The following is a 23,952-nucleotide window of genomic DNA, read 5'->3' as shown; positions in this document are numbered from 1 at the left end:
AAACACTAGAAAGTGAGTTGCCATTTACCCCCGAAGAATTACAAGGTGATGATTTAGACGGTGAGGCGCAGGGAGTCGCTTCCAGCCAAGCTGAGCAGGACTTATCAAATGCGCTTTCTGAAAATAATGATTTAGATAGTTTAGAAGACGATTTTGATGATGAAATTTTAATTGAAGACGATTTTTCTGACTTAGATGTTGAGTTTGACGAAGATATTTTAGAGCAAGCGCTAACTGATGAGTTATCAGACGAGCAGCAAGAGCAAACAAATGCAGAGCGCGAAGCACAGTTAACAAACTCAGATGAAGCAGGTAGCACTAATATTAGCTCTGACGATGAACTTGATGAAGAGTTTATGTCAAATTTGACGCAAACTGATTTTGATTCATTACTTAGTGAGTTAGCGGAGCCTGAAGAATTAAGTGCTGAGGATAGCAGTGAATTTGATGTCGACTTTGACAGCTTGCTAAAAGAAGAATTAGAGGAAGATGACTCATTAACTACAAAAGAGCCACTTGTTGAAAGTAGTGATATTGAGCAACTTGATAATGATGAATTTGTAGATATAGATTCATTATTAGAAGAAAGTGAAGAGGCTGAACTTGAACACGAACCTTACACCGACGTTAATATGGATGTCGGTTTGAGTGAGTTTGATGCATTACTTGCTGGTGATAACCCAACCGATGTTGATGCTGAAAGTGGTGGTTATTCAGCTAAACTAGATTTAGCGCGTGCTTATATTGAAATTGATGATTTTGATTCTGCGCTCAAGGTCATTGAGGATGTCATCAACAAAGGCCCAGAAGAAGTTCAAGAAGAGGCACTTAGTTTAAAAGCGAAACTAAAATAACAAATTGTTAAAAAAACCCTTAATTGGTTATTCTAATTAAGGGTTTTTTTATGGATGTTAGTTTAATTATAACAAGGGAAAGCAACGCATTAATGAAGCGGATTTTATAGTATGTAATTGTTATAAAAGAATAATTTACATCGTAATTATTAAGTTATTTGATTCATTAAAATGCTCATGTTTTTAATAAAAAGGGTATTACCGCACACCTCCTTTTATTGCGTCGAGAGATAGCATAAAATGCCGTGTTCATTAGCACAGTAGGTAAAGCAGTAATTATGCGAGTAGCACTTGGAGTTGAATACAACGGCGTACGCTATAGTGGGTGGCAACGTCAATCACATGTTAATAGCGTACAACAAGAAGTAGAAAAGGCATTGTCGCGTATTTGTAATCACCCAGTTGAAGTAGTATGTGCGGGGCGAACTGATGCGGGTGTGCACGGTACAGGTCAAATAATACATTTTGAAACTGAAGCTTCGCGTGACATGGTCGCATTTACAATGGGTATGAATACCTTATTGCCTAAAGATATTGCTATTCGCTTTGCACAACCAGTTGCTGTCGATTTTCATGCTCGTTTTAGTGCAACAGCTCGCCGATACCGCTATATTATTTATAACTCTCCTTTTCGAGGAGCGGTGTTAAACGAAGGGGTTACGCATTTTCATCACCCATTAGATGAAGTTAAAATGCAGGAAGCCTGTCAGTATTTGATCGGGACACACGATTTTACATCTTTTCGAGCGATCCATTGTCAAGCAAATACACCGACTCGCACTATTCATCATTTATCGGTACAGCGCCAAGGGTGTTACGTTATTATTGATATTAAGGCGAATGCGTTCTTACATCACATGGTACGTAATATAACGGGGAGCTTGATGGATATTGGCATACATAAGCAACAGCCCATTTGGTTGAAAGAATTACTTGATTGTAAAGAGCGTGCTAAAGCAAGTGCTACAGCTAAAGCTGCAGGTTTATACTTGGTTGATGTCGATTATCCTGAAGAGTTTAATATTCCTAAAATGCCTTTAGGTCCATTGTTTTTACCTGACGCTGAAATTTAGTTATGGTTGCCGTTAGTGTTTTTTATGAACACTTTTAACTACTAAGACCAGTTTTTTATACCGCGTTAGTGTAATTCATGTTTTAATTGAAAAAATTTGTCTGCTAATTGCTATTGGCAGGCTCGCGACACAGAACAGCATTAAGAGAGTTGCAAATGAGTTGGCTAGAAAAAATCTTACCTAAAACGACAAAATCATCAGGTCGTAAAGAAATCCCAGAAGGTGTTTGGGCTAAGTGCACATCGTGTGATTCAATTTTATATAAAGCTGAATTAGAAAAGTCATTAAACGTATGTCCTAAGTGTGACCACCACATGCGTGTTAGTGGCCGTAAGCGCCTGGAGCACTTTTTAGATGAAGGTGACCGTCAAGAGCTTGGCACACAACATGAGCCTAAAGATATTCTTAAGTTTAAAGATTCTAAAAAATACTCTGATCGTATCAGTGCAGCCCAAAAAGCAAGTGGTGAAAAAGATGCACTTGTAGCTATGAAAGGCCGATTAAAAGGCATTCCAGTTGCAGCAGTAGCATTTGAGTTCTCATTTATGGGTGGCTCAATGGCTTCTGTTGTTGGCGCTCGCTTTGTTGATGCTGTTGATCAATGTTTAGAGCATAACATGCCGCTTATTTGTTTTTCTGCATCAGGCGGTGCACGCATGCAAGAAGCGCTTATGTCGCTTATGCAAATGGCTAAAACAAGTGCTGCACTTGCAAAAATGACTGAAAAAGGTCTTCCGTTTATTTCAGTCATGACTGACCCAACTATGGGTGGTGTATCTGCATCGCTTGCTATGCTGGGCGATATTAACGTTGCAGAACCTAAAGCGTTAATTGGTTTTGCAGGTCCTCGTGTTATTGAGCAAACAGTTCGCGAAACATTACCTGAAGGCTTTCAGCGTAGTGAATTTTTGCTTGAACACGGTGCAATTGACATGATTATTGACCGCCGTGAAATGCGCGATACCCTTGCACGCATTTTAGCTAAATTTATGAACTTGCCTTCTACGGAACAAGAGCATAGAGTAGCGTAAATTTCAGCTTTACTGATTACACGCTATGACAAAAAAAATTCCTAGCCAATCATCAAGCCTTGATGATTGGCTTTTTTATTTAGAAAGTGTTCACCCAGCCAACATTGCTATGGGCTTAGAACGAGTTGCTAATGTTGCTAACAATATTGGCCTGTTAAACACTCCAAGTAAAATTATTCTTATTGCCGGTACAAACGGTAAGGGCACCACAGCACGGTGCTTAGAGTCGCTATTGCTAGCGCAAGGTTTCAGTGTGGGTACTTACGCATCTCCACATTTAATTCGTTATAACGAGCGTGTACGAGTTAATGGGGAAGAATTGGCAGACCAATTTCATATAGATGCTTTTCACCAGCTTGAGCAAGGCCGTAAAGACACTGCTCTGACTTATTTTGAATATGGTACTTTGGGGGCGTTGGCAATTTTTAAACGCTGTAACGTCGATTATGTATTACTAGAGGTTGGTTTAGGTGGACGCTTTGACGCCACAAATATAGTCACTCCCTTTGCAAGCGTGATCACCACTATAGACTTAGACCATAAAGAGTACTTAGGTGATACCCGTGAGTTAGTGGCTTATGATAAAGCCGGTATTTTTCGTGAAAATACGCCCGCTATTATAGGGGATTTAAATATTCCTCACACAATGACTGATTACGGCAAAGAAATTAATGCCAACATGACGCTGTCGGGCAGTGACTTTATTTTTAAAGAAAATGCTGAGAGCTTTAATTGGCAATATAAAGAACATAATCTTGAAATAGATAAGCCTGCAATACCGTGTCAAAATGCAGCTACCGCATTAACCACGCTCAGTGTTTTAAACTTATTACCAAGTGAATCAATTATACGAAGTTGTTTAGCTAATTTAGTTGTCGAAGGGCGCTTTCAACAGTTAAGTGTTGAGCCTTTAGTCTTTACCGACGTAGCACACAACCCTGAGTCGGCGCGTTATTTAGCCAATAAGTTATCAAGCTATAAAGATAAAGGCTTTAAAATTCATGCATTAGCCGCTATGCTTGCTGATAAAGATAAAGCGGGTGTATTTAAAGAAGTAAGTCACTTGGTCGATGAGTGGTCATTAGCGAGCTTAAGTGGCCCGCGAGGCGACACTGCAAGTAATTTACAAAATGCACTGCACGAATTGTCTCATCATAATACTATTAATAGCTATGATAGTGTGGCACAAGCACTGAATGTAATTTTACCAGAACAACAAAGTGATACTATGTTGATTATATTTGGTTCATTTTTTACAGTTGCTGGCGCTATTAATTACTTTAAAAAATAGAGAGGATGTCGGTGAACTCAAGTTTTATTAATCGCTTAGTCGGAACAAGTATAGTGGTGATCGCAGCAATTGTGTTTATCCCTAATATACTCGATGGCGAAAAAGTGCATTATAAAGAAGGCTTTAAAGCGATCCCAGACCGCCCTGAGTTCAAAACAATCGATCTTCAAGAGTCAATTGATGAAAATATGGCTAATGCTGAGCCACTAAAGCAAGATGAAATTGAAGACATTCAAGCTGACGATGAAGCTTTTGAGCAGCAAAGCGCGATGGATGAGAGTGATTACGCTGTGGAAGATAAAGTTGTTGAAGCAACTATAGAACCCAAAGCTACACCAATTACAAAAGCGCCTGTTCAAGCTAAGCCAGAGCCAATTGCACCACGTAAAAGTGATGAAAACCTAACGAGTATGGCCTATGTTATTCAATTAGGTAGTTTTTCACATGTTGCAAACGTTAAAGCATTACAGGCTAAATTAAAGGCTGAAGGGTTTAAAACATTTACTAAACCGATTAAAACCCCAAATGGGACATTAACCAAAGTATTTGTTGGTCCTTCGCTTGATAAAAGTGAATTACAAAAGCAGCTCCCCCAGCTCAAAGAGCTTACTAAATTAAATGGTAAAGTTACGCAGTACGAAGTAACAAAATAATTTAAAAAAGGCTTGTATAACAAGCCTTTTTTTATTTATTTATATTTTTTTTATCATTATCTTTATCTCACAATACCTAGACTAGAATGTTAATTTTTTGTATTAACTACAACCCAGTAATCTCCCGTTTAAACTTGCATACTAACGATGTTTGGGTATAGAATGCGCCCCAAATTAGCGACTAATTGGTTCTTATGATCTGGGTTGATTACGCCATTATTGGCATCATTGTATTGTCTACCATCATCGGTTTAATACGCGGCTTTGTAAAAGAAGCAATGTCATTAGCGGTATGGGCTGGCGCCTTTATCATCTCTAGCTTATTTTACCAATATTTAGCTTCCTTCCTAACAACCATTTCTGAACCCCTTTTAAGAAATGCGGCGGCCATAGCCATATTATTCTTTGCGACGCTACTGTTAGGCGGTTTACTAAACTACATTTTAGGTGAACTTGTACATCGTACTGGTTTATCGGGTACCGACCGTGTCTTTGGCATAGTGTTTGGTGCTCTACGAGGCGTGTTGGTCGTGAGCGCGTTACTCTTCTTTCTTGATGCTTTTACTGGTGCACCCAATACGCACTGGTGGGGCAATTCTATTTTGATTCCAGAATTTGGCTTTGTTGTTGAATGGTTCTTTTCGTACCTAGAAAACAACTCGAGCTTTTTAAATTCAGTAAACCGTTAATCGGCGAGGATAAATTACATGTGTGGTATCGTTGGAATAGTCGGAACATCCCCTGTCAATCAGGCGATTTATGATGGCTTAACTGTTTTGCAGCACCGTGGTCAAGATGCCGCGGGTATCATTACCATTGAGAATAATACGTTCAGCTTACGCAAAGCAAATGGCTTAGTGAAAGATGCCTTTCACACTCGTCATATGAAACGACTACAAGGTACGATTGGTCTTGGCCATGTGCGCTATCCTACAGCAGGGTCTTCAAGCTCATCTGAAGCACAGCCTTTTTATGTTAACTCACCGTTTGGTATAGCGCTTGCCCATAATGGTAACCTTACTAATGCAGAAGCTTTAAAAGAGCAGTTATTCTCAGAAGCACGTCGTCATGTAAATACAACATCTGATTCAGAAATCTTACTCAACATCATGGCACATGAACTAAGTAAATCTGATAAGTTGCATTTAGACCCTGAAGATATATTTACTGCGGTAACCGAGGTCAATAATAAAGTAAGCGGTGGTTATGCAACAATTGCTATGATCATTGGTCACGGTATTGTTGCTTTTCGCGACCCTAATGGTATCCGCCCACTTGTATTTGGCAAACGTGAGACTGCAAAAGGCACTGAGTACATGTTCGCCTCAGAAAGCGTTGCGTTAAAACCGGATGGTTTTGAGTTTGTACGTGACGTTGCCCCTGGTGAAGCTATATATGTTACGGAAGAAGGTGAATTTCATTCACTTAGTTGTGCAGATAAAGCATCTTACTCGCCGTGTATTTTTGAATTTGTTTATTTTGCTCGACCTGATTCAACAATTGACCGTATGTCTGTGTACGCAACACGCGTAAACATGGGCACAAAACTAGGTGAAAAAATTGCACGCGAATGGGCTGATAAAGACATTGATGTAGTTATCCCAATCCCAGAAACTTCATGCGATGTAGCACTGGAAATTGCACGTGTGCTTGATTTACCGTATCGCCAAGGTTTTGTTAAAAACCGTTATATCGGTCGTACATTTATCATGCCTGGCCAAGAGATGCGTAAAAAATCAGTGCGTCAAAAGCTAAACGCAATTGATCGCGAGTTTAAAGGTAAAAACGTATTATTGGTTGATGACTCAATTGTTCGTGGTACAACATCAGCACAAATTGTTGAAATGGCTCGAGAGTCTGGTGCTAAAAATGTTTACTTTGCATCCGCAGCGCCTGAAATACGCTTCCCTAATGTGTACGGTATTGATATGCCTTCAGCAGCTGAGCTTATTGCTCACGGACGTGAAGTTGAAGATATTAATGCAAGTATTGGTTCTGACGGTTTAATCTTTCAATCGTTAAAAGATTTAATAGCTGCGGTTAGCCAAGAAAATCCTGAAATTACTAAGTTTGAAACCTCAGTATTTGATGGGCAATATATTACAGGCGACATTGATCAAAACTATTTAAATCGTATTGATGAGCTACGTAACGATTCAGCAAAAAGCACCCGCGAAAGTGCGATGTCTTCAAGTTTAGAGATTCACAACCAAGACGAAAACGAAGCTGATTAATAATTAGTTAATAAAAAGTCGTTACATAAAAAAAGGAGCTAATTAGCTCCTTTTTTGCGAAGGAAAGAAAGGGAACATTTCTATCAAACACGACTCTTTTTTAGCTAAACTTTATTAAGTAAACATTGGACTAACAATCCCATTTGTCCAAAGCATAGCTGTTACAGCTAAAATAATAACTAATAATATTAATCCGCACGTTACAACCGAGCTGGCATAAATAAAACCACGCTCTTCTGGAATATGCATAAGTATTGGTACGCCGGTATAAAGTAAGTAGACCGAGTAAGCTAGTGCAATAATTCCAATACACACTACAAACCAAAGTACAGGCCAAAAGGCGGCAAGCGCCGACATAAACACGGGTGTTGCAGTATAAGCTGCAAGTTCAAGTGTTTGCGTAAATGTAGGCTTAGAGCCAAATGTAACGGCCATCCAATGAGCCAAATACGCCAATGCAAAAACACCAGCTATTAAAGCAAAATACATTGCAACTGCAATTAATAGCGCACTATCGTGCGTTAAAAATACAGGATCGCCTGCGCCTATACTCCATCCTAAATAAACAGATGAGTAATAACCCATTATTGAAGGAAACAAAGCAATCAGTAAAATATGCGACAAACTATAGGTTAGACTTTCATGGCGATTATCTATTGTTTGCCATTCTTCAAGTGGGTGAGCATAAATGCCCCAGAGGTGATTTAGTATCATAGTGCTTACTCCATAAAAGGAACGTATTACTGTTTTGGTTGGTTTATTTTTATACAGTCTACGTACAGTTATGGTTCACTTATTTTGCAAAGTCAAGTTAACTCACTATTAACATTTTTGCACAGGTTAGGGCTTTGATTTATCCCAAACAAAATTTCGTGTTAAAATAATGGCATATCAAATTTATTTAGTAATGAGCAGTCAACGTGCCACATAGCCAACTTTTAGAGCCGATCAATAACTTTTTAGTGTGTACAACCCCACAGCAGTGGGTGGAGCAGGCAATTAAAAAAGAGAACTTATCAGTAATCTTAATCGATCACTTAATTTGTGAGTTAAAAGCGGCTCAAAGTGCGATGTTTTTAATACGTAAATACGCTGTTGATAAAGAGGGCAGTGATGCCTTACTCGAGTGGCTAAAGCCATTTGAAACGCTTATTTATAAGCGTGAAGGAAATTGGCGTGATCTCGCGGCTAAAAATAAGCTAACTAAATCAATAATTCCTAAATCTAATTCGCCATATGGACAAGATTTAATTGATAAAATGGTATTGTTGATAAAAGAAGAGTTGCATCATTTTTACCAAGTGCTCGAAATTATGGACGAGTACGGTGTAGAGTACCAAAGCATTACACCATGTCGTTATGCAAAAGGCATGCTTCGTCATGTTAAAACGTTTGAGCCAAACGCCCTTGTTGATAAATTAATTGTAGGCGCTTACATTGAGGCGCGTTCGTGTGAGCGTTTCGCAAAGCTTGCGCCGCATGTTGACAAACGTTTAGGTGATTTTTATATTTCGCTGCTGCGCTCTGAAGCCCGTCATTACCAAGATTATCTAACTTTAGCGCAAGAAATTGCTGATTTTGATATTACCGAACGAGTTAAAGAATTTGGCGAGATTGAAGCCGAATTAATTTCATCACAGGATGAAGATTTTAAGTTTCATAGTGGCCTGCCAATAGCAGAAAGCTAATTTTCTTTTAAAAAATTAATGTATTCAGCTGTTTTTTGATTGCTGAAATTGTGTTTCTTCATGATTTCAGCAATGCTTCCGTTTTCAATTATTATATCAATCCCTCTATTAAACTTTTGTAAGTACTCTTTTGCCCTGTAATTTGATTTAGAGAAAACTAAATATAGTTTATGAGAAGCAAGATCTGGCAATAAGTACTCAATTTTATTCTTATCTAAATCAACTTCGTTATTGTGCTCAAGCCAATACTTCCCTACTTCTTTAGTGCCTGCGACCAAATCAATACGACCTTGTTGTAGCAGGTATAAACTTGTAGGAAGGCTTTTAGTGGATGTTATTGCCAGCTCAGTATTTCTTGTAAACTCTTGGCTTACAAAGGCATTGTCTTCTGTACCAATACTATAAGGTGTTAATGATTTAACTGTACCATCGAAGTTAATAGCACTCTCTTTGCGTTTAAAAACTCCTGAATGAGCAACTGCAAGTGGGCGAGAGTAGTAAAAAACTTCATTTCTTTTTAATGAATAAAAAGCGCCTAAAATAGCTGTTTTTCTCTTTTTTTCTAATAGCTTTAGGGCGCGGTCCCATGTCGTAAACTCGGCTTCGCTATTAATGCCTTGAGTTTTAAGGGCTGATTGAGTGATTTCATATAACCAACCGTTATCAGGAAGGTTTTCGCTAAAATAGGGAGGGTAGTTTTCAGTAACAATTTGCCATGTTTGCTCGCTAAATACTTTGGTAGGAATGGCAATTACTACGATGAAAATTAACAGCTTAATCATTAAACCTCTCACTATTATTCAAATATATAGTTAAATAATAGTCAGGATTTTAAATTATGCGAAAGGCGTGCTAATTAATTCTTGTGATTGAGGGGTAACGACTAAATAAGAGCCTTGGGTATACCAGTCACCTAGCACTGTACGAGTAAGCGTTTGTTCATCAACTTTATAGGTATGAACATTAGGGCGGTGAGTATGACCATGAATCATATTAGTAACGTTATGTTTAGCAAAGGTGGCAAGCACGGCTTCATCTACAACGTCTAAAATTTCGATAGGTTTATCAGCTTGGCTCAACTTACTTTTTTCACGGGCATTACGCGCTATTTTTTTACGATACCAAAGTGGCATTGCAAGCATTAATTTTGGCCACCACCAACCACGGCTTTTTTTACGAAATTTTTGATACTCAGTATCTTGAGTACACATTTCGTCGCCATGTAAAATAACGGTAGGCGTACCATATAAATCAATGACTGTTTGTTCATCGAGTAAAGTCATTGCGGCCATGTCTGCATATTGCTTGCGCATGATGAAATCACGGTTGCCATGTATAAAATAAACAGGTGTCCCACCATCATTAACGGCGCTTAAATGCTTTGCTACATCGGCACTCAGCGCTGTAATGTAGTCATCTCCAACCCATACTTCAAAAAAATCACCCAAAATATAAAGTGCATCTACATCTTTATTTAGTATATGCGTATTTAAAAAGTCAAAAAATGCAGCGCTAATGTCGGGGCGGTTTTCGCTTAGGTGTAAATCTGCAATAAAGTAAGTTTGGCGAGTCATAGGTCAGTCTTTTCGATATAAATAAAGCGGGCGTATACACATTGCGTAAATGCCCGCTGATACTCCACATTACGTGGGTAAACTTACTATTAGCTAACAGTAACGCTTTCGATGATCACATCTTCAAGAGGCACGTCTTGGTGAAAACCAGTACTACCTGTTGCTACGCCTTTTATTTTATTTACTACGTCCATGCCTTCTACTACTTCAGCAAAAACACAGTAACCCCAGCCTTGCGATGTTTCGCTGCTGTGGTTTAAAAAGTCATTGTTGTTCACGTTAATGAAAAACTGCGCTGTAGCTGAATGAGGATCAGGCGTACGCGCCATTGCTAAAGTACCTATCTTGTTAGATAGGCCATTATTAGCTTCATTTTTAATTGGGTCGTTAACTTCTTTTTGTTCCATACCTGGTACAAAACCACCGCCTTGAACCATAAAACCATCGATTACACGATGAAAGATAGTGCCGTTGAAAAAATCAGCATTTGCATACTCTAAAAAGTTTTTAACTGTGTTTGGAGCTTCTTGCTCAAACATTTTAATGGTGATGTCACCAAAATTGGTGTGTAGAACAACCATGTGTTTTCCTATATCTGGTTTAAATATTGGCGCTATTTTATCGTAGTTGGCTAAGATTAACAAAGTAGATGTTTGGTTTGTTATAAAGCGCTAGAGCAGGGGCTTTTCAAGTGGTAACATAACTGTTCAAGTAAATAGTCAAGGACTCAAAGTAAATGGTAAATATATACAACACACTCACGCGACAAAAAGAGCAATTTAAACCTATGGTCGAAGGCAAAATCGACATGTATGTGTGTGGTATCACCATTTATGATTACTGCCATATTGGACACGCTCGTACTTTTGTTGGTTTTGACGTTATTGTGCGCTACTTACGTCATATTGGTTACGATTTAAAATATGTACGTAACATTACAGATATCGACGATAAAATAATTAAACGCGCAAATGAAAATGGCGAGTCAATAAACGATTTAACTGTGCGCATGACTAAAGCGATGCATGAAGATTTTGATAGCCTAAATATGCTACGCCCAGATATTGAACCAACAGTTACAAGCCATATGGATGAAATCATCGCTATGGTTAAGCGCTTGATTGAAAAAGGCCATGCCTATGTTGCAGCTGATGGCGATGTTTTGTTTGATGTATCAACGTTTGAGCAATATGGTGCGCTTTCTCAGCAAGATCTAACTATGTTGCAATCAGGTTCTCGCGTAGAAGTGGCTCAAGATAAAGACGATCCACTTGATTTTGTGTTATGGAAAAAAGCCAAAGCAGGTGAGCCATCATGGTCATCACCGTGGGGTGATGGGCGTCCTGGTTGGCATATTGAATGTTCGGCAATGAGCTCAAAACACTTAGGAGAGCATTTTGATATTCACGGTGGCGGGTCTGATTTACAGTTTCCACATCATGAAAACGAAATTGCCCAGTCGTGCTGTGCAAACAACGGCAAGTATGTAAATACATGGATACATACTGGCATGGTGCAAGTAAATAAAGAAAAAATGTCTAAGTCGTTAGATAACTTTTTTACTGTGCGTGAAGTTTTAAAAGCATACGATGCCGAATCTGTTCGTTACTTTTTAATTTCAGGGCATTACCGCAGCCAATTAAATTACTCACAAGAAAATTTAGACCAAGCGCGTTCATCACTTGAACGCATTTATACAGCGCTTCGTGATGTCGTACCGGTAGAGTGCGACTTAGAAGGCAATGAGTTTGTTGCTAAGTTTAGAAAAGCAATGAATGATGACTTTAATACACCAGAAGCACTACCTGTGTTGTTCGAACTTGCTAAAGAATTAAACCGCGTAAAAGAAAGTGACGCAGGTCAAGCTGGCAAGTTAGCGTTTATACTGCGTAGCCTCGGTGAAGTGTTAGGTGTTGCTCAACAAGCACCGGAAGCTTTTTTACAAGGTGGGCAAGATGACGACGAAGTTGCGACAATTGAAGCATTAATTGTAAAACGTAATGAAGCACGTGCTAGTAAGGACTGGGCTGCTGCTGATGAAGCACGTGATGCGCTTAATGCGTTAGGTGTAATACTTGAAGATTCAGCTGGTAAAACAACGTGGCGTAAAGCGTAAGCGTTTAAAGTAATTCAGGTCAAACTGAAAAAGGGTTGCCAAATGGCAACCCTTTTTTGATTTTTTAACAGCTTAGCTGTGATACTTTTCACACGCTTCAAGTGTGTTTTCAATTAAGCTTGCGACAGTCATCGGGCCAACGCCACCTGGTACAGGTGTAATAAAATGCGCTTTTTGTTCGGCCACACTGTATTGAACATCACCGACTAATTTACCCGTATCTAAGCGGTTAATGCCCACATCGATAACAATAGCGCCTTCTTTTATCCAATCTCCCGGTATAAATTCAGGTTTACCGACAGCCACAACTAATAAGTCAGCGCGGCGAACATGTGTTTCTAAGTCTTGAGTAAATTTATGACACACAGTGGTAGTACAACCTGCTAATAAAAGCTCTAACGACATTGGACGACCAACAATATTTGACGCGCCAACGACAACTGCATGCATCCCTTTATAGCGTACACCCGTTGAATCAAGTAATGTAATAATGCCTTTAGGCGTACATGGGCGAAGGGCAGGCATACGCTGTGCTAATCGACCAATGTTATATGGATGAAATCCATCAACATCTTTATGTGGGGTAATACGTTCTAAAATCTTTTCAGCATCAAGACCTTTTGGCAGTGGTAACTGCACTAAAATTCCATCAACTTCGGCATCATTATTTAGCTCGTCAATTAAATCTAAAAGAGTTTGCTCTTGTGTGTCTGCTGGTAAATCAAATGATTTAGAGATAAAACCTACTTCTTCACAGGCTTTACGTTTTGAACCAACATAAACTTGGCTTGCTGGATCAAGTCCTACAAGTACTACTGCAAGTCCTGGTGCACGTAAACCATTTGCTACACGTTCACTTACGCGTTCTGCTACAGCGCTACGTACTTGTTTTGCGATTGCCTTACCATCAATGATGTTTGCCGTCATGGGTGACCTTTAATTGGGGTTAATTAACTAGATACCGATACTCTAAAAACGAATGCATAATAAAATAGGGGTAAAAATGCTAATAAAGAAAAATACGCTCTTTATTTAACTCGTTTTATAATGTGCCTACTATTTTCGCAGAAAAGCATAGCAGCGCCAAGTTGCTTTTAAGGTATATAACGTTTGAGCTGTTAAATAGTTTAAAATTCAGCCGACTATTGTAATATTTAACCATTGTGCACTAAAAATGAGCACTTGATTGGTTTTCTTAAAAAAACGTTTGACCTAACCCCGTCAAATCACTATTATGCACCCCGTTGTCAACGAGGTCACTCGCTAGCAATAATAAGTTTCGGCGATTAGCGCAGTTTGGTAGCGCACTTGGTTTGGGTCCAAGGGGTCGCAGGTTCAAATCCTGCATCGCCGACCATTTTTTTATAATTTTTTATAATCGAATAGCTTATTGGTAAACTATGAAGTTTTCGATGCGCCCATAGCTCAGCTGGATAGAGCAACGCCCTTCTAAGGCGTCGGTCGAAGGTTCGAATCCTTCTGGGTGCACCATTTGAAAACATGTAAATATAGCGGTGATTGTAGCTCAGTTGGTAGAGCCCCGGATTGTGATTCCGGTTGTCGTGGGTTCGAGCCCCATCAGTCACCCCATTTACAACGAATATCGGCGATTAGCGCAGTTTGGTAGCGCACTTGGTTTGGGTCCAAGGGGTCGCAGGTTCAAATCCTGCATCGCCGACCATTTTCTTAAAATGGTCTTAAACTCTCAGTTTAAGTGTTCAGTATGAAAAAAGAAGTTAACTCTTCAATGTCGGCGATTAGCGCAGTTTGGTAGCGCACTTGGTTTGGGTCCAAGGGGTCGCAGGTTCAAATCCTGCATCGCCGACCATTTTCTTATCCAATAAGAACAATAAGTAAACTCCTCTAAGTTATAAATCTAAATCTGTTAGCCTATAATTCTATTAAATAATTTCTATTTTATTCTATTTAGTCCGTAGTTAGCCTGTTTTTTATTCAGTTAGTCTTTATAGTCCCTTATCTAGTCCAAATAATTGCCCCCTATACTCGACTATCATAAATATTAGGTTATAATGCCGCGTCTATTGTTTAACATAGTGCCCGAAGGGCAAAGCAGCAATGGTGTCTCATGGTAGCGACGGATGCTTTTAAGTGTGGAAAACCGCTTAAACTTTATCAAGACTCATGCAGAACACTTTGTTTGTAAAGGAAGGCGAACAGTCGCCAAAATTGAATATTGAGGTAAATCATGCAAGTTTCTGTTGAGACGACCCAAGGCCTTGAGCGCCGTATAACTATCACCGTTCCTTCAGAGAACGTTGAGACCGAAGTAAAAAAACGCCTACAACAACTGTCAAAAACACAGCGTATAGATGGTTTCCGTGCTGGTAAAGTTCCAGTATCTGTAATTAACAAGCGTTTTGGCCCTGCAGTTCGTCAAGAAGTTGCTGGCGAAGTAATGCAACGTAATTACATTGAAGCAATCGTTTCTGAAAAAATCAACCCAGCTGGCGCGCCTACATTCGCTCCTAAATCACTTGAAGCAGGTAAAGATTTAGAATTCTCAGCAACGTTTGAAGTTTACCCTGAAGTTGAAGTTCAAGGTTTAGATAAAATTACTGTTGAAAAACCAGCAGTAACAGTAACTGACGAAGATTTAGCTAACATGCTAGAAACACTTCGTAAGCAACACGCAGCGTGGGCTGATGTTGATGCAGCTGCTGGCGAAAACGACCGTGTAACAGTTGATTTCGTAGGTACTATCGACGGTGAAGTATTTGAAGGCGGCAAAGCTGAAGACTTCCCATTAGAACTTGGCCAAGGTCGTATGATCCCAGGTTTTGAAGATAACATCGTAGGTAAAAAAGCAGGCGAAGAAGTAGTAGCTGATGTAACTTTCCCTGATGATTACCACGCTGAAAACTTAAAAGGTAAAGCGGCTCAATTCACTATCACAGTGAAAAAAGTTGAAGCGCAAGAATTACCAGAATTAAGCGAAGAGTTTGCAACTAAATTCGGTGTTACCGAAGGCGGCGTAGACGCGCTTAAAGAAGAAGTTAAAAAGAACATGACACGTGAGCTAGACCAAGCGGTTAAAGCAAGCGTTAAAGACCAAGCAATCAAAGGTCTTTTAGCTAACAACGAAATCGAAGTGCCTAAAGCACTTGTTGATCAAGAAGTTGATGCTCTACGTCAGCAAGCAGCTCAACGTTTTGGCGGCGACGCTCAAAACATGCCAGAGCTTCCAGCTGAATTGTTCCACGAGCAAGCTGTAACACGTGTAAAAACTGGCCTTTTATTAGGTGAAGTGATTAAAGCTAACGACATCAAAGTTGATGATGCTAAAGTTGAAGCATTAATCGCAACAGTAGCTTCTGCATACGAAGATCCAACTGAAGTAGTAGAATACTACAAAGGTAATGATCAACTTATGCAGCAAATGCGTAATGTAGCAATGGAAGAGCAAGCTGTTGAAGCTATTTTAGCTAAAGCAGTTGTTACTGATGTTGAAAAAGCATTTGATGACATCATGAATCCACAGCAAGGTGCTTAATAAGTCATTGACTTAAGCTCTCGCTAACGATTAAATGGCTCGTGTTACTCTGTTTATACAGCGTGCCCGGGCCATTTTAGTTTTTGGCTCTAAATTTGCGAAAAACGATAACTATGCTTCCTTATAATAAGGATAAGTATAAGCGCATAAGGAATTAAATAAGTATGAATACTGGTATTACAGATCCCCTAAATGCATTGGTCCCAATGGTTGTTGAACAAACACCAAAAGGCGAGCGCTCGTATGATATTTATTCGAGATTATTAAAAGAGCGTATTATCTTTTTAACAGGTCAAGTTGAAGACAACATGGCAAATCTGATCTTAGCGCAAATGCTATTTTTAGAATCAGAGAACCCTGATAAAGATATCTTTTTATATATCAACTCACCAGGTGGTTCAGTAACTGCGGGTATGGCTATTTACGACACAATGAACTTCATCAAACCAGATGTAAGTACAATATGTGTAGGTCAAGCTGCAAGCATGGGTGCTTTTTTACTTACTGCTGGTGCTAAAGGTAAGCGTTTTTGCCTACCAAACTCACGTGTGATGATTCACCAACCATTAGGTGGTTTCCAAGGTCAAGCATCTGACTTTGAAATACACGCTAAAGAAATTCTGTCTATTAAAGATAAGCTTAACCGCTTAATGGCTGAGCATACAGGCCAACCATTAGATATTATCTCTAAAGACACTGATCGTGATAACTTCATGAGTGCTTCGCAAGCTGTAGATTACGGCTTGGTAGACTCTGTGTTTACAAATCGCGACAAAAAGTAAGCGCTTGGTAAGCAGGACTGCCTGTTTGCCACTTTGAGTTACTATGCGAAAACCAATAAATTTTGGTATAGTTAAAGCGTATTGAAATAGCCGCCAATAGTTTTGGTGGCCAACGTAATAAAATGAGGTAGCTGAATGTCTGACACTCCTACAGACGGCGACAAAAGTAATAAATTGTTATACTGCTCTTTTTGTGGCAAAAGCCAACATGAAGTGCGTAAATTAATTGCAGGCCCTTCAGTATACGTTTGTGATGAATGTGTAGAGTTGTGTAACGATATTATCAGGGAAGAGATCAAAGACATTGCTCCTAAGCATGATACGTCTGACAAACTACCTGTACCAAAAGAAATTCGTAAACACTTAGACGATTATGTTATTGGTCAAGACCATGCTAAAAAAGTATTGTCTGTTGCCGTTTATAACCATTATAAACGCCTACGTAACCAATCGACTAAGCAAGACATTGAATTAAGTAAAAGTAATATTTTGCTTATCGGCCCAACAGGTAGTGGTAAAACATTACTTGCAGAAACATTAGCGCGCCTACTTGACGTGCCGTTTACTATGGCCGATGCCACTACATTAACCGAAGCAGGTTATGTAGGTGAAGATGTTGAAAACATCATTCAAAAGCTTTTACAAAAGTGCGATTACGATGTTGAAAAAGCACAGCGCGGTATTGTCTACATCGATGAAATTGACAAGATTTCTCGTAAATCAGATAACCCTTCAATTACGCGTGACGTATCAGGCGAGGGCGTTCAACAGGCGCTACTTAAACTGATTGAAGGCACCGTTGCTTCTGTTCCACCGCAAGGTGGTCGTAAACATCCACAGCAAGAGTTTTTACAAGTAGATACATCTAAAATCTTGTTTATTTGTGGTGGTGCATTTTCAGGCCTAGATAAAGTAATTGAGCAACGTAGCCATAAAAACACCGGTATCGGTTTTGGCGTTAGCGTAAAAGAGTCTGCGGCGAGTCGTTCTTTAAGTGAAACATTTAAAGATGTAGAGCCAGAAGATTTAGTTAAATATGGCTTAATTCCTGAGTTTATAGGCCGTTTGCCGGTAGTGGCTACGTTAACAGAACTTGATGAAGCAGCTCTTGTACAAATATTGAGTGAACCTAAAAACGCGATTACTAAACAGTTTTCAGTATTGTTTGGTATGGAAGACGTTGAACTTGAGTTTCGCGATGATGCCTTAGCTGCAATTGCCCACAAAGCAATGGAGCGTAAAACAGGCGCACGTGGTCTTCGTTCAATTGTTGAAGGTGTACTACTTGATACTATGTACGAGCTTCCTTCAATGGATGATGTAAGCAAAGTAGTTATTGATGAAACAGTTATTAAAGGTGAGTCAGATCCAATCTTGATTTATGAAAATAATAAACAAGATAAAGCTGCATCAGAATAGTTTTTAAGCTATTTGAATGGAAAAAGGAGCCTTAGGCTCCTTTTTTTATAATTAATTTAATCGAGTTAGGGAAAATTGTTGAACTTTAATTAGGTTATCCCCATATACTTGAGTAATCTTTAAAATAAATGAAGTGCGAAGAGAAACTATAATGACGCTTGAGAGAACCGACCGAGTCGAAATCCCAGTCCTTGCACTGCGCGATGTTGTGGTATACCCGCACATGGTGATCCCGCTTTTTGTTGGCCGTGAAAAATCAATAAAATGCCTAGAAGCGGCAATGGACAAAGACAAACAAATTTTCTTGGTTGCACAAAAAGATGCAACTGTAGATGAACCAGAGCAAGATGATATTTATCGTATCGGTACTATTGCCACTGTACTTCAGTTATTAAAATTACCAGACGGTACAGTTAAAGTTTTAGTCGAAGGTACACAGCGCGCACAAATTGAAGAATTTGTAGATAACGATGACTTTTTTGTCGCTAATGCTCAATTTATTGAATCTGATTCTGTAGATGAACAAGAGCAAGATATTTTTATCCGAAGCGCAATTAGCCAGTTTGAAGGCTATGTAAAGCTAAATAAAAAAATTCCACCTGAAGTACTAACTTCGGTTTCAGGTATTGATGAGCCAGCACGTCTTGCCGACACAATGGCAGCGCATATGCCGCTTAAAGTACCTGAAAAACAAAAAGTGCTCGAAATTTCAAGTGTCACAGAACGTCTTGAATATTTAATGGCACTAATGGAAGGCGAAATAGACTTATTGCAAGTTGAGAAGAAAATTCGTACCCGCGTTAAAAAGCAGATGGAAAAATCTCAGCGCGAGTATTACCTCAATGAGCAAATGAAAGCCATTCAAAAAGAACTTGGTGAGCTTGATGATGTGCCTGATGAATTTGAAGCGCTTAAAAAGCGTATTGAAGATTCTGGCATGCCTGATGAAGCTAAAGAAAAGGCAACTACAGAGCTCAATAAGCTTAAAATGATGTCGCCAATGTCTGCAGAAGCGACTGTAGTGCGTTCATACATAGATACATTAATTAATGTGCCATGGAAAAAACGCTCTAAAGTGAAAAAAGACTTAGCAGGCGCACAAAAAATTCTTGATAGCGATCACCACGGCTTAGATAAAGTAAAAGAACGCATTATTGAGTACCTCGCAGTACAACAGCGTACAAATAAGCTCAAAGGGCCAATTTTATGTTTAGTTGGACCACCAGGTGTTGGTAAAACATCACTAGGGCAATCTATTGCACGTTCTACTGGTCGTAAGTATGTTCGTATGGCGCTTGGCGGCGTACGCGATGAAGCTGAGATTCGCGGTCATCGTCGTACATACATAGGTTCAATGCCAGGTAAGCTAATTCAAAACATGACAAAAGTGGGCGTTAAAAACCCATTATTCTTATTAGATGAAATCGATAAAATGTCATCAGATATGCGCGGCGATCCAGCATCAGCATTATTAGAGGTGCTTGATCCGGAGCAAAACAGTCATTTTGCCGATCACTATCTTGAAGTCGATTACGATTTATCTGACGTTATGTTTGTAGCAACATCAAACAGCTTTAACATTCCTGGCCCATTATTGGACCGTATGGAAGTTATTCGCTTGTCGGGTTACACCGAAGATGAAAAGCTAAACATTGCAAAAGAGCACTTAATTACTAAACAAGTTAAACGTAACGGCTTAAAAGAGTCTGAAATAGTTATCGAAGACAGCGCAATTATTGGCATTATTCGTTATTACACACGTGAAGCGGGTGTACGTAACCTAGAGCGCGAAATTTCGAAACTATGTCGTAAAGCAGTTAAAAATATCTTACTTGAAAAGGACACTAAAATAGTGACCATCAATCAAGATAACCTAGAAGACTTTTTAGGTGTGCAGCGCTTTGACTATGGCAAAGCTGAAGATGGCGACCGTATTGGTCAAGTTACAGGCTTAGCATGGACAGAAGTTGGCGGTGATTTGCTAACAATTGAATGTGCGGCAGTGCCAGGTAAAGGCAAGTTAAGTTACACCGGTTCTCTTGGCGATGTAATGCAAGAGTCGATTCAAGCGGCAATGACGGTTGTGCGTAATCGAGCAGATACTTTCCGTATTAACAGCGACTTTTACGAAAAACGTGATATTCACGTACACGTACCTGAGGGCGCAACACCAAAAGATGGTCCTAGTGCGGGCGCAGCAATGGTAACGGGTCTTGTATCTAGCTTAACGGGTAATCCTGTACGAGCAGATGTTGCAATGACAGGTGAAATTACACTACGCGGTGAAGTACTTCCTATTGGTGGTTTAAAAGAGAAGTTATTAGCGGCGCATCGTGGTGGAATTAAAACAGTGATCATTCCAAAAATTAACGAACGTGACTTAAAAGAGATACCAGACAACGTGCTGGCAGGTCTTGATATTCACCCAGTTACTTGGATTGACGAGGTGTTAAAGCTTGCTTTAGTGCATCCTGTTGAGAGTTTTTCGGTCGAAACACCTAAAAACCAAGAAAAAACATAAAAAAAGTGCTTTTTAGGGCTTTTCAAATCTAAACGGTATGATAAGTTAAGCACTGGTTTTCAAGCCTAGCCCTTACGGGGCCTAGGCTTAAGAAAAATATAATCATGTGGGCATTAAAAGTTTGCTCTAAAATTTTCAAAAAAGTGATGTTAGTTTAAAAAACCATCGCTCTTGATAATAACAATGAAAGAGGATGATATTGTGAATAAATCTCAATTAATCGATCAAATCGCAGCTGATGCTGACATTTCTAAAGCGGCTGCAGGTCGTGCACTAGATTCATTCATCGAATCTGTATCTGGCGCGCTAAAAGATGGCGACTCAGTTGCACTTGTAGGTTTTGGTACTTTCTCAGTACGTGAACGTGCTGCACGTTCAGGCCGTAACCCGCAAACTGGTGAAACTATCCAAATTGCTGCTGCAACTATTCCAGCTTTCAAAGCCGGTAAAGCGCTTAAAGACGCAGTAAACTAATCACTGTTTTAAACACATTAGTTATGGCGAGTGTAAAGTTACTGATTCACCACAACAGATGAGTTAAGTAACTTTTCCGCCAGTTACTTCAAGTGAAAAAGCGTATCTGGTAAGATACGCTTTTTTTACATGTGACAAGGTAAAATACCTTGATCAAAAAGAGATAAACAAATGCTTGAGAAAATCAGAGAAGGTTCGCAAGGACCTGTAGCCAAAATAATTTTAGGCGCGGTGATTTTATCTTTTGCCTTAGCAGGGATCGGTAGTTACTTAGGTCAAACCACAGAACAACCCGTTGCTGAAGTAAATGGAATTAAAATTAGTCAAACCGATTTTAACCGTGCTTACCAAAATGAACGTAGCCGTTTAGAGCAACAATTTGGTGAATACTTTACACAAATTGCAGCTGATCCAAATTACATGGCACAAATTCGTCAAGGTGTAGTTGACCGCTTAGTACAACAAGAATTGCAATCACAGCTAGCGGCTGATTTAGGCCTTCGCGTAAGCGACGAAAGTGTACGTAAAACAATTTTAGAATTACCGTACTTTCAAATTGGTGAAAAATTTAATAACGACCGTTACCTACAAGTAATTCGTCAAATGAATTTTCAACCAGATGCTTTTCGTGAATATTTACGTAAAGATATGACACGCAGCCAGGTTGTATCTGCTGTTGCAGGTACAGACTTTGCTCTAGAGAGCGAGCTGAAAAGCGCAATTGCTCTTCAGCAGCAAACTCGTAGTATTGATTACGTAGTTGTAAACAAAGAGGCACTTGCCGCGAATGTTGAAGTATCAGATCAAGAAGTATCTGATTACTACGACTTAAACGCATCTCAATTTTTATCTCCAGAGCTTATCTCAGTAAGTTACATTGAGCTTAAAGCAGCAGATATCAATGTTGAATCGGTAACCGAGGATGACGTTAAAGCGTATTATGAGCAAAACAAAGCACAATACGTTGAGCCAGAAAAGCGTCGCGTATCACATATCTTAATTGATAACAGTGAAGACGATGACGCAGCAAAAGAAAAAGCCAATGCACTTCATGCACAACTAGAACAAGGTGCAGACTTTGCTGAGTTAGCACAATCATCGTCTGACGATATCGTTAGTGGCGAAATGGGCGGCGATCTTGAGTGGATTGAGCGTGATGTAATGGACCCTGCATTTGAAGACGCGGCTTTCGCGCTTGAAAATAAAGGTGATATTTCTGACGTTGTTACTTCTGAGTTTGGTTATCACATAATTAAACTTACTGACATTCAATCACAACAAGTTAAAGCGTATGACGATGTTAAAGCTGACTTACGTGCTGAATTAGAACAAGCTGAAAAAATTGATGCATTTTACGAAAAGCAAACTGAAATGGGTGCACTTGCATTTGAAATTTCAGACCGCTTAGATGATGCTGCAGAAGTTGCTGAAGTGGAAGTTAAATCTACACCTCTTTTAGCACTTAATGCTCTACCAGAGCCGTTAAACAGCCCTGCAGTTGTCACAGCACTAACATCAGTTGATTTACTTGAAGATAAAGTAAATTCTGAAGTTATTGAGCTTGGCGATGAGCATGCAGTCATTGTTCGTATTAACGAGCACAAAGCTACTGCTACTAAGCCGTTAGACGAAGTAAGCGAGGAAATTAAAGCGCGTTTAGTTAATGAAAAATCATCTGAGCTTGCTAAAGAAAAGGCACGTAGCTTATTTGCAGAAGTACAAGCAGGTAAGAGCTTAAACGATGTTGCTAACGAGCAAAGCTTAACACTTCGCCAAGAAGCTAAGTTAACACGTCAAAGCTACACTGTTTCACCTGCTATTGTGACTCAAGCTTTTAAAATGGCTCACCCAGCGGATTCTGCGGTAGTCGATCTCGTTAATTTAAATAATGGTGATGCAGCAATTGTTGCGCTTAAGTCGGTAACGGATGCACAAGTTGCAGCTAATATTGACCCTCAAGCAAAACAAAGCATTACTATGGCGCAAGCTAATAAAAACTACATGGTATTTATTGAAGCGCTTAAAGCCAATGCTGAGCTTAACTTACCAACGGCTACACAAACTGTTGAGTAATTAATTTTAGCTCATAAAGAAAGGCGCTTTTAAAGCGCCTTTCTTTATTGTCTTTTAATTACCTCTGGCAATAAACTCAATCCGATTGCCGCTAGGCTCTCTTATCATCATATGTTGGGTTGGGCCGCTACCTAAGTTTTCGGGTGCAAACTCTATAATAATATAATTTTGCATTTTTAAGTGTTCATGTAGCTCGCTTAACTTTTTGATACTTTCAACACTGAGTGCTAAATGGTGTAAGCCCACATTTTCTGCTCGATTAAACTCCACACGTTTTGCATCGTTTTTCACGCGCCATAATGTAATGGTTATTTTATTGTTTGATAAAAAATAAGCAGGATAGGCTGGGTCATTCCCTAGCGTTTTAAAGCCAAGTACATCAGTAAAAAAATGCTTTGGATGCATCTAAGTTTGATACGGTTAAACCTAAATGATCAACGCCACCAACCCAATTTGTATCAGCAATAGCTGAGGCAGATAGAAGGAGTAATGGGGAAAGGCTAAGTAGTAACTTTTGTTTAAGCATGAGATCTCTTGTATGGATAATAAACCCATAAATTAATTAATACTTTAACCAAGTTCGGGTAATGTGAGGCCCAAGCTTTGGCTGCAACCAAAGCCTTTTATACAGTAGTTCGATTGATTGAAGGCTCCTCTA

Annotated in this window: 20 protein-coding genes, 5 tRNA genes and 1 pseudogene; 20 read left to right on the top strand and 6 right to left on the bottom strand. The window is 39.4% G+C overall.

From position 1 onward, the window contains the following. The 7 genes from H5092_RS20550 to purF form a co-directional block, all read left to right on the top strand. Positions 1-854: FimV/HubP family polar landmark protein (locus tag H5092_RS20550; protein ID WP_310735998.1), on the top strand; the 854-nt coding region annotated here is incomplete at its 5' end. Between the two features lie 278 nt (positions 855-1,132). Then, complete coding sequence (truA, locus tag H5092_RS00125; RefSeq protein ID WP_165724236.1) at positions 1,133-1,927, top strand: tRNA pseudouridine(38-40) synthase TruA; 795 nt, start codon at positions 1,133-1,135, stop codon at positions 1,925-1,927. Between the two features lie 155 nt (positions 1,928-2,082). Further along, complete coding sequence (gene accD / locus H5092_RS00120) at positions 2,083-2,958, top strand: acetyl-CoA carboxylase, carboxyltransferase subunit beta (RefSeq protein WP_007376856.1); 876 nt, start codon at positions 2,083-2,085, stop codon at positions 2,956-2,958. A gap of 25 nt (positions 2,959-2,983) precedes the next feature. Beyond that, on the top strand, positions 2,984-4,249 hold the full coding sequence (folC, locus tag H5092_RS00115) for a bifunctional tetrahydrofolate synthase/dihydrofolate synthase (RefSeq protein ID WP_002958358.1): 1,266 nt from the start codon (positions 2,984-2,986) through the stop codon (positions 4,247-4,249). A gap of 11 nt (positions 4,250-4,260) precedes the next feature. Beyond that, positions 4,261-4,902: an SPOR domain-containing protein gene (locus tag H5092_RS00110; RefSeq protein WP_002958357.1), complete on the top strand. Its 642-nt coding sequence runs from the start codon at positions 4,261-4,263 to the stop codon at positions 4,900-4,902. Between the two features lie 194 nt (positions 4,903-5,096). Beyond that, on the top strand, positions 5,097-5,591 hold the full coding sequence (locus H5092_RS00105) for a CvpA family protein (protein WP_002958356.1): 495 nt from the start codon (positions 5,097-5,099) through the stop codon (positions 5,589-5,591). A gap of 18 nt (positions 5,592-5,609) precedes the next feature. After that, complete coding sequence (gene purF / locus H5092_RS00100; RefSeq protein WP_024596369.1) at positions 5,610-7,136, top strand: amidophosphoribosyltransferase; 1,527 nt, start codon at positions 5,610-5,612, stop codon at positions 7,134-7,136. A 114-nt stretch (positions 7,137-7,250) separates the two neighbouring features. Here purF and H5092_RS00095 read toward each other — a convergent pair whose 3' ends face one another. Beyond that, entirely contained in the window at positions 7,251-7,850 is a 600-nt protein-coding gene (locus H5092_RS00095) for a Yip1 family protein (RefSeq protein WP_024596370.1), read from the bottom strand. Between the two features lie 206 nt (positions 7,851-8,056). On the opposite strand from H5092_RS00095, the gene miaE reads away from it, so the two are divergent. Next, complete coding sequence (gene miaE / locus H5092_RS00090; RefSeq protein WP_182696375.1) at positions 8,057-8,824, top strand: tRNA isopentenyl-2-thiomethyl-A-37 hydroxylase MiaE; 768 nt, start codon at positions 8,057-8,059, stop codon at positions 8,822-8,824. On the opposite strand, the gene H5092_RS00085 is transcribed toward miaE, so the two are convergent. The 3 genes from H5092_RS00085 to H5092_RS00075 all read right to left on the bottom strand — a co-directional run bounded on the left by H5092_RS00085 (position 8,821) and on the right by H5092_RS00075 (position 10,979). Then, positions 8,821-9,606, bottom strand: a complete 786-nt coding sequence (locus tag H5092_RS00085) for an ABC transporter substrate-binding protein (protein ID WP_182732701.1) — start codon at positions 9,604-9,606, stop codon at positions 8,821-8,823. The genes miaE and H5092_RS00085 overlap by 4 nt on opposite strands. A gap of 54 nt (positions 9,607-9,660) precedes the next feature. Continuing rightward, positions 9,661-10,398 (bottom strand): UDP-2,3-diacylglucosamine diphosphatase, encoded by a 738-nt coding sequence (locus H5092_RS00080; protein ID WP_039484437.1) that lies wholly within the window; start codon positions 10,396-10,398, stop codon positions 9,661-9,663. Positions 10,399-10,487: 89 nt separating this feature from the next. After that, positions 10,488-10,979, bottom strand: a complete 492-nt coding sequence (locus H5092_RS00075) for a peptidylprolyl isomerase (RefSeq protein ID WP_002958350.1) — start codon at positions 10,977-10,979, stop codon at positions 10,488-10,490. A 155-nt stretch (positions 10,980-11,134) separates the two neighbouring features. On the opposite strand from H5092_RS00075, the gene cysS reads away from it, so the two are divergent. Continuing rightward, positions 11,135-12,514, top strand: coding sequence for a cysteine--tRNA ligase (cysS, locus tag H5092_RS00070; protein ID WP_182732700.1), 1,380 nt, complete (start codon positions 11,135-11,137; stop codon positions 12,512-12,514). A 72-nt stretch (positions 12,515-12,586) separates the two neighbouring features. Here cysS and folD read toward each other — a convergent pair whose 3' ends face one another. Next, entirely contained in the window at positions 12,587-13,441 is an 855-nt protein-coding gene (gene folD / locus H5092_RS00065; protein WP_002958348.1) for a bifunctional methylenetetrahydrofolate dehydrogenase/methenyltetrahydrofolate cyclohydrolase FolD, read from the bottom strand. Between the two features lie 353 nt (positions 13,442-13,794). On the opposite strand from folD, the gene H5092_RS00060 reads away from it, so the two are divergent. The 11 genes from H5092_RS00060 to H5092_RS00010 all read left to right on the top strand — a co-directional run bounded on the left by H5092_RS00060 (position 13,795) and on the right by H5092_RS00010 (position 23,294). After that, positions 13,795-13,871, top strand: a tRNA-Pro gene (locus tag H5092_RS00060). 57 nt (positions 13,872-13,928) lie between these two features. Further along, positions 13,929-14,005, top strand: a tRNA-Arg gene (locus tag H5092_RS00055). A 23-nt stretch (positions 14,006-14,028) separates the two neighbouring features. Further along, positions 14,029-14,104, top strand: a tRNA-His gene (locus tag H5092_RS00050). A 14-nt stretch (positions 14,105-14,118) separates the two neighbouring features. After that, positions 14,119-14,195: transfer RNA gene (locus tag H5092_RS00045), tRNA-Pro, on the top strand. Positions 14,196-14,265: 70 nt separating this feature from the next. After that, a tRNA-Pro gene (locus H5092_RS00040) sits at positions 14,266-14,342 on the top strand. A 378-nt stretch (positions 14,343-14,720) separates the two neighbouring features. After that, positions 14,721-16,025 carry a trigger factor gene (gene tig, locus H5092_RS00035; RefSeq protein ID WP_002958347.1) on the top strand — a complete coding sequence of 435 codons (1,305 nt, stop codon included), beginning with the start codon at positions 14,721-14,723 and terminating at the stop codon, positions 16,023-16,025. Positions 16,026-16,189: 164 nt separating this feature from the next. Continuing rightward, positions 16,190-16,807: an ATP-dependent Clp endopeptidase proteolytic subunit ClpP gene (gene clpP, locus H5092_RS00030; RefSeq protein ID WP_002958346.1), complete on the top strand. Its 618-nt coding sequence runs from the start codon at positions 16,190-16,192 to the stop codon at positions 16,805-16,807. A gap of 135 nt (positions 16,808-16,942) precedes the next feature. Beyond that, positions 16,943-18,226 carry an ATP-dependent protease ATP-binding subunit ClpX gene (gene clpX, locus H5092_RS00025; RefSeq protein WP_002958344.1) on the top strand — a complete coding sequence of 428 codons (1,284 nt, stop codon included), beginning with the start codon at positions 16,943-16,945 and terminating at the stop codon, positions 18,224-18,226. Positions 18,227-18,377: 151 nt separating this feature from the next. Then, positions 18,378-20,747: an endopeptidase La gene (gene lon, locus H5092_RS00020; RefSeq protein WP_024596372.1), complete on the top strand. Its 2,370-nt coding sequence runs from the start codon at positions 18,378-18,380 to the stop codon at positions 20,745-20,747. Positions 20,748-20,930: 183 nt separating this feature from the next. After that, positions 20,931-21,221 (top strand): HU family DNA-binding protein, encoded by a 291-nt coding sequence (locus H5092_RS00015; protein ID WP_158000827.1) that lies wholly within the window; start codon positions 20,931-20,933, stop codon positions 21,219-21,221. 171 nt (positions 21,222-21,392) lie between these two features. Beyond that, positions 21,393-23,294, top strand: coding sequence for a SurA N-terminal domain-containing protein (locus H5092_RS00010; protein WP_182732699.1), 1,902 nt, complete (start codon positions 21,393-21,395; stop codon positions 23,292-23,294). Positions 23,295-23,348: 54 nt separating this feature from the next. Here H5092_RS00010 and H5092_RS00005 read toward each other — a convergent pair. Then, positions 23,349-23,820, bottom strand: a pseudogene (locus tag H5092_RS00005) (VOC family protein). Positions 23,821-23,952 lie beyond the last annotated feature (132 nt).

It is taken from the genome of Pseudoalteromonas sp. SR41-7 (assembly GCF_014163935.1).
In the GTDB taxonomy this organism is placed as follows: Bacteria; Pseudomonadota; Gammaproteobacteria; order Enterobacterales; family Alteromonadaceae; genus Pseudoalteromonas; species Pseudoalteromonas distincta.
The sequence above is the reverse complement of the archived record's forward strand: the minus strand, read 5'-3'. Positions and strand labels throughout refer to the sequence as shown.

Excerpts from the sequence above, each read along its gene's own strand:
- tig (WP_002958347.1), top strand. The coding sequence starts at position 14,721 with ATGCAAGTTTCTGTTGAGACGACCCAAGGCCTTGAGCGCCGTATAACT.
- clpX (WP_002958344.1), top strand. The coding sequence starts at position 16,943 with ATGTCTGACACTCCTACAGACGGCGACAAAAGTAATAAATTGTTATAC.
- H5092_RS00010 (WP_182732699.1), top strand. The coding sequence starts at position 21,393 with ATGCTTGAGAAAATCAGAGAAGGTTCGCAAGGACCTGTAGCCAAAATA.
- accD (WP_007376856.1), top strand. The coding sequence starts at position 2,083 with ATGAGTTGGCTAGAAAAAATCTTACCTAAAACGACAAAATCATCAGGT.
- lon (WP_024596372.1), top strand. The coding sequence starts at position 18,378 with ATGACGCTTGAGAGAACCGACCGAGTCGAAATCCCAGTCCTTGCACTG.
- H5092_RS00015 (WP_158000827.1), top strand. The coding sequence starts at position 20,931 with ATGAAAGAGGATGATATTGTGAATAAATCTCAATTAATCGATCAAATC.
- H5092_RS00105 (WP_002958356.1), top strand. The coding sequence starts at position 5,097 with ATGATCTGGGTTGATTACGCCATTATTGGCATCATTGTATTGTCTACC.
- H5092_RS00080 (WP_039484437.1), bottom strand. The coding sequence starts at position 10,398 with ATGACTCGCCAAACTTACTTTATTGCAGATTTACACCTAAGCGAAAAC.
- clpP (WP_002958346.1), top strand. The coding sequence starts at position 16,190 with ATGAATACTGGTATTACAGATCCCCTAAATGCATTGGTCCCAATGGTT.
- folC (WP_002958358.1), top strand. The coding sequence starts at position 2,984 with ATGACAAAAAAAATTCCTAGCCAATCATCAAGCCTTGATGATTGGCTT.
- truA (WP_165724236.1), top strand. The coding sequence starts at position 1,133 with ATGCGAGTAGCACTTGGAGTTGAATACAACGGCGTACGCTATAGTGGG.
- folD (WP_002958348.1), bottom strand. The coding sequence starts at position 13,441 with ATGACGGCAAACATCATTGATGGTAAGGCAATCGCAAAACAAGTACGT.
- H5092_RS00085 (WP_182732701.1), bottom strand. The coding sequence starts at position 9,606 with ATGATTAAGCTGTTAATTTTCATCGTAGTAATTGCCATTCCTACCAAA.
- H5092_RS00075 (WP_002958350.1), bottom strand. The coding sequence starts at position 10,979 with ATGGTTGTTCTACACACCAATTTTGGTGACATCACCATTAAAATGTTT.
- purF (WP_024596369.1), top strand. The coding sequence starts at position 5,610 with ATGTGTGGTATCGTTGGAATAGTCGGAACATCCCCTGTCAATCAGGCG.
- cysS (WP_182732700.1), top strand. The coding sequence starts at position 11,135 with ATGGTAAATATATACAACACACTCACGCGACAAAAAGAGCAATTTAAA.
- H5092_RS00095 (WP_024596370.1), bottom strand. The coding sequence starts at position 7,850 with ATGATACTAAATCACCTCTGGGGCATTTATGCTCACCCACTTGAAGAA.